Annotated in this window: 5 protein-coding genes; all 5 read right to left on the bottom strand. The window is 43.3% G+C overall.

What is annotated here, in order from left to right:
* The coding region (locus tag VF500_RS24975) for a TIGR01777 family oxidoreductase (protein ID WP_330862280.1) at positions 1 to 832 on the bottom strand (832 nt) is incomplete at its 3' end.
* A gap of 156 nt (positions 833 to 988) precedes the next feature.
* Positions 989 to 2,437, bottom strand: a complete 1,449-nt coding sequence (locus VF500_RS24970) for an SDR family oxidoreductase (protein ID WP_330862279.1) — start codon at positions 2,435 to 2,437, stop codon at positions 989 to 991.
* 80 nt (positions 2,438 to 2,517) lie between these two features.
* Positions 2,518 to 2,832, bottom strand: a complete 315-nt coding sequence (locus tag VF500_RS24965) for a Dabb family protein (protein WP_330862278.1) — start codon at positions 2,830 to 2,832, stop codon at positions 2,518 to 2,520.
* Between the two features lie 29 nt (positions 2,833 to 2,861).
* The gene (locus tag VF500_RS24960; RefSeq protein ID WP_330862277.1) at positions 2,862 to 3,431 is read right to left on the bottom strand and encodes a hypothetical protein; all 570 of its coding nucleotides are present in this window, start codon (positions 3,429 to 3,431) and stop codon (positions 2,862 to 2,864) included.
* A gap of 77 nt (positions 3,432 to 3,508) precedes the next feature.
* A partial coding sequence (locus tag VF500_RS24955) for an ABC1 kinase family protein (protein WP_330862276.1) occupies positions 3,509 to 4,515 on the bottom strand: 1,007 nt, incomplete at its 5' end.

Here is a 4,515-nt window from a genome sequence, read left to right as displayed (position 1 = left end):
GTGCCGATACTTTGGTGCTGCCTAATACAATACTGCTCATCTCGCCCAATAACAGTTTGAGAATAAAGCCTGGCACATTAGGGGCCCACAAAGGTTTGCGTAAATGTTTGGCAACGGTTTGGGTGAGCTGTTTGTTAGTAACCGGGTTTGGAGCAACCATATTGTAAACACCACTAAGATCTTTATTTTCGATGCCTAACAGGTACATATCCACCACATCCTGCCAATGGATCCACGGTACCCATTGTTTTCCGCTGCCGATAGGGGAGCCAACATACAATTTTATGGGCTGTGCAAGTGTTGGTAGTGCTCCGCCATCCTTATCCAGCACAACACCGGTGCGGAATTTTAAAACCCTCGTACCGAGCTTTTCGCCCTCATCAACAGCAGCTTCCCATAACACACAGCATTGGGCGATAAAGTCGGCCGTAGGCGCGCTGGTTTCAAGCATCAGTTCATTACCCCGGTTGCTATAGTATCCAATTCCCGATGCAGAAATAACCGAAGTAACCTGGTGCTGTTTACGTTTCATGAGGTCATATACCAGTTCAATAGATTTTACGCGGCTATCAATCAGGTCTTTTTTGCGGGCATCTGTCCATCTTTTTTCGGCAATGCCCGAACCGGCCAGGTGTACTATGGTATCAACCCCATCAATGCAATGCTCATCGATGATGCCTTTACCGATATCCCATACAAAGGTTTTTACCCGGGTATCACTACCCGCCTTACGGCTTAAATGACTTACCGTATATCCCTTAGCTAACAAAGCTTTGGTAAGATGCCTGCCCAATAATCCCGATCCGCCGGTTAGTAATATACTTCGTGTCATTTTACTTTGTGTCATTTTTGCTTTGCAGTCATTAGGTCATTTTTACTTCGTGTCATTGTGCTGCGCGTCATTAGATCATTTTTACTTTGTGTCATTGAGTCATTATGCAATTGGCATCCATGCTCAGCAATGACTCAATGACGCAAAGTAAATGACTCAATGACCCTTTTCGGTGTAATTAACAATTTCTCTTGCCATGCCGTTAAATATAAACAAGTGAAACGGCCACATGGCATACCAGTATAGGCGGCCCCACAGGCCATTGGGCCTAAAGGTAGCTACCTGGCTTAAACTTTGCCTGCCCTGGCGTTCAATTATTTTAAATTCAAGCCAGGCTTCGCCCGGCAGCTTCATTTCGGCGTACAGGAGCAGGCGTTTATTTTCACGGTCGGCAAGCAGAACGCGCCAAAAATCAATCACATCACCCGGGGCAATATTGATATCGCTGGTGCGCCCCCTGCGTGAGCCTACACCGCCGAAGATCTTATCCAAAAAACCGCGGATATTCCAGATCCAGTCCCAGTAATACCAGCCGCGGTTACCGCCTATGGAAAGCACATTGGTAAACACTTCACTGGCCGGGCGGTCAAAAGGCATTTTTACCTTATACTCCTGTGTTCCGTTTTGGGGGACTTTGATTTGATCCATAAAGCCCGGATTAAGATAGCCCTGGTTAAAAGCATCCTTCCAGCTTGAAACAATAGAGTTTTGCTCTATTTTAACAAAGGCAAGCTCGAGACATTCCTGATAGGTAAGGCATTGACGGGGCACCACGTCGTCAATACTGTGATCATGCATACTAGTTTCGTTCTTCATGCTATTCACCAGGCTTTGGGCAAGGGTATAGCTTGTTGAAGTAACAAAGTACAGCCAGTATGATGATATTTTAGGTGAGAGAAAAGGTATGGTGATCATATACCTTTTCAGCTTACGCACTTTGGCATAGGTAAGCATCATTTGTTTGAACGAAAGGATATCCGGCCCACCGATATCGAAAGTTTTATTGAGCGATTTTTCGTTCAGCATTACCCCTTCCAGGTAGCCCAGCACATCGCGTATACCAATGGGCTGACATTTGGTATTTACCCAACGGGGTACTGTCATAACAGGAAGTTTTTCGGTAAGGTCGCGAATGATCTCGAACGAGGCGCTGCCGGAACCTATGATAATAGCTGCCCGTAAAACAGTTAATGCAGCGTTGCCTTCTTTCAGTACATCTTCCACATGTCGTCTTGATTCGAGGTGGCGGGAGAGGTTATTATCATTGGTGATCCCGCTTAAAAATATAGTTTGTTTGCAGTTGGTTTTATCAAGCGACTGTACAAAATTATGGGCCGAAAGTGCTTCAAGTGCGGTAAAATCCTGCGTTTGTGCCATGGAATGCACCAGGTAATAGGCCGCGTCAACATCTTCAGGAAAGGATTCGATATTTGACTCTTTGAGCAGGTCTCCTGTTATTAAGGTAACCTGCCTGCTAAAGTCGCTGTGCTCATGAAATCGACGCTTATCCCGCACAAGGCAAACCACGTCATGGCCTTTCTCCAGCAAAACAGGGATAAGCCGTGTACCTATGTAGCCGTTAGCACCAGCAAGCAAAACCTTCATGCTTAGTGAAACAACAAAAAAGGCAGGCTGTTTTAACCAACAACGCCTGCCATGTAATATGTTTATAAAATGATCAAAACTTAAATATTTACGCTGTCAACCACAACTACTTTACTGCAAAGCGGTTTGGCATATTCTTCGGCAAATATCACGTGAGTAGGATCAACCTGGTAAGCTTCCTGAGCTTCGGGTGTATCAAATAATATCAATAGCGATACATCGTATGAACGATCGATCACATCGCGGTTAGTATCAGCGGGCACACCGATATGTATATCGCGGATGTGTGAAATAGGAAGGAGAATGTTAAGCCCTTCAATCAGTTTGTCTTTATCGGCTTTGTTTTTAAGCCAAAAGTGTACATGGTGCACGAATGTGTTTTGGAGTATTGGCATGGATAAAAAGTTATCGTTATTGATTTATTTTAATGTATACAACCTACATAAATTTTAGATTTTATTGAGAAGGCACTAATAGGTTGAAGTGATTTTAGTGCACTGTCGGCGCTTGACTTATTTTCGTAGATGCCAGTTACAAGCGCTATCATCTTTTTATTAGAATTGTTTTTATACGACTGCAAATATTCAAGACTCAATGTTTTAGAAGGATCCCTCCGCATAACATATTGCCCGGCAAGTATATCGTCATCATAATTGTCCGGAAGTTTGATGAGGTCTTTTTGCTTGTCATAATACTGGTCCATTGTATCAATGGCAATGCCGGTAGCTCGATTAAGCTCAAACATTTTATCTCTTAATGAATAATAATTAAAACCTGTATCAGCAACTACCACATAGTAATCAGCATAAGCGTCAGATTGCTCGTCCATATCAGATATGACAGCAGCAGTTGGTTTAACCGCACTCAAAGTTTTATGAGAAGCTGCTAAAACCTTAACGGGTTTAGCTTTTTGAAGGGCAGTATATACCGTATTTGGCTTTGACTTGCAGGCAGCCAGTAAACACACTATTAACAATAAGTATAATACTTTCATATACGGCTATAGGTTCACTCAAATATAGCTGAATTATTTAATCGCCGCCCGTTGCAAACCCAAAACTACCGGCTTCCTTAATATTCCAGTACCACATGTGGCTTAAATGTATCTGTTTTTACTTCAGCCTTAAGCTCATGCAAAATATTGTACAATCCAAAGTTAGTCCGGTTTACATAAATGAAATGTTTAACGCCGCGGGCCTGTTTAAATTCAGGCATTTTGGATATGCGCTCGCCAAAGCCATATAATTCGTCAAAAAATGCTGTCTGGCTAAAATCAAAAGTATCGGTGATGTATGGCTGGGCAAACAGGCTGATCATCTCTTTGTACTGCGTATAATAAAATTCGATCTGCGCCGGGGTATCATCCCTGTGGATCATATCCAACTGGCGGAATGCCTTAATGGTTTCTTCCTTGTTGTCCAGCAAATTAGTTGAGGTAAGGGAGAAGAAAGGATAGTAAAAATCCTCTGGCATTTCCTTAATACAGCCAAAATCAATAACGCCAAGTTTACCCTCAGGCGTGATCATGAAATTGCCGGGATGTGGATCTGCATGTACTGCACGAAGCTCATGCTGCTGGAAATTATAAAAATCCCACAAAGCCTGCCCTATCTGGTTGCGCAGCTCCTGCGATGGATTGGTGGCTAAAAACTCTTTCAGGTGTTTGCCTTCCAGCCAGTCCATCGTAATGATCCGCTTGCTGCTTAGCTCTGGGTAATATTTAGGGAAAACAACATTATTGAGATTGGCACAAGCATTGGAAAACTCAACGGAACGGCGAACTTCCAGTTCATAATCGGTTTCTTCAAGCAGGCGTTCTTCAACCTCTTTCATGTAAACATCCAGTTCCTTTTCGCTCATGCCCAGCATCCGGAAGGCAATGGGTTTTACCATTTTCAGATCGGACGAAATAGAATCGCCAACGCCAGGATACTGGATTTTAATAGCCAGTATTTTTCCATTCAAATCAGCCTGGTGCACCTGGCCGATAGAAGCTGCGTTAGACGAGTGAATGTTGAACTTATCAAATATCTTATCGGGCGTTTTGCCGAAGTATTTTCTGAAAGTTTGTACGATGA

It is taken from the genome of Mucilaginibacter sp. (assembly GCF_036383575.1).
In the GTDB taxonomy this organism is placed as follows: domain Bacteria; phylum Bacteroidota; class Bacteroidia; order Sphingobacteriales; family Sphingobacteriaceae; genus Mucilaginibacter.
The sequence above is the reverse complement of the archived record's forward strand: the minus strand, read 5'-3'. Positions and strand labels throughout refer to the sequence as shown.

Bases quoted from the DNA above. Each gene is read 5' to 3' on its own strand.
- VF500_RS24970 (WP_330862279.1), bottom strand. From the start codon at position 2,437: ATGAAGGTTTTGCTTGCTGGTGCTAACGGCTACATAGGTACACGGCTT.
- VF500_RS24965 (WP_330862278.1), bottom strand. From the start codon at position 2,832: ATGCCAATACTCCAAAACACATTCGTGCACCATGTACACTTTTGGCTT.
- VF500_RS24960 (WP_330862277.1), bottom strand. From the start codon at position 3,431: ATGAAAGTATTATACTTATTGTTAATAGTGTGTTTACTGGCTGCCTGC.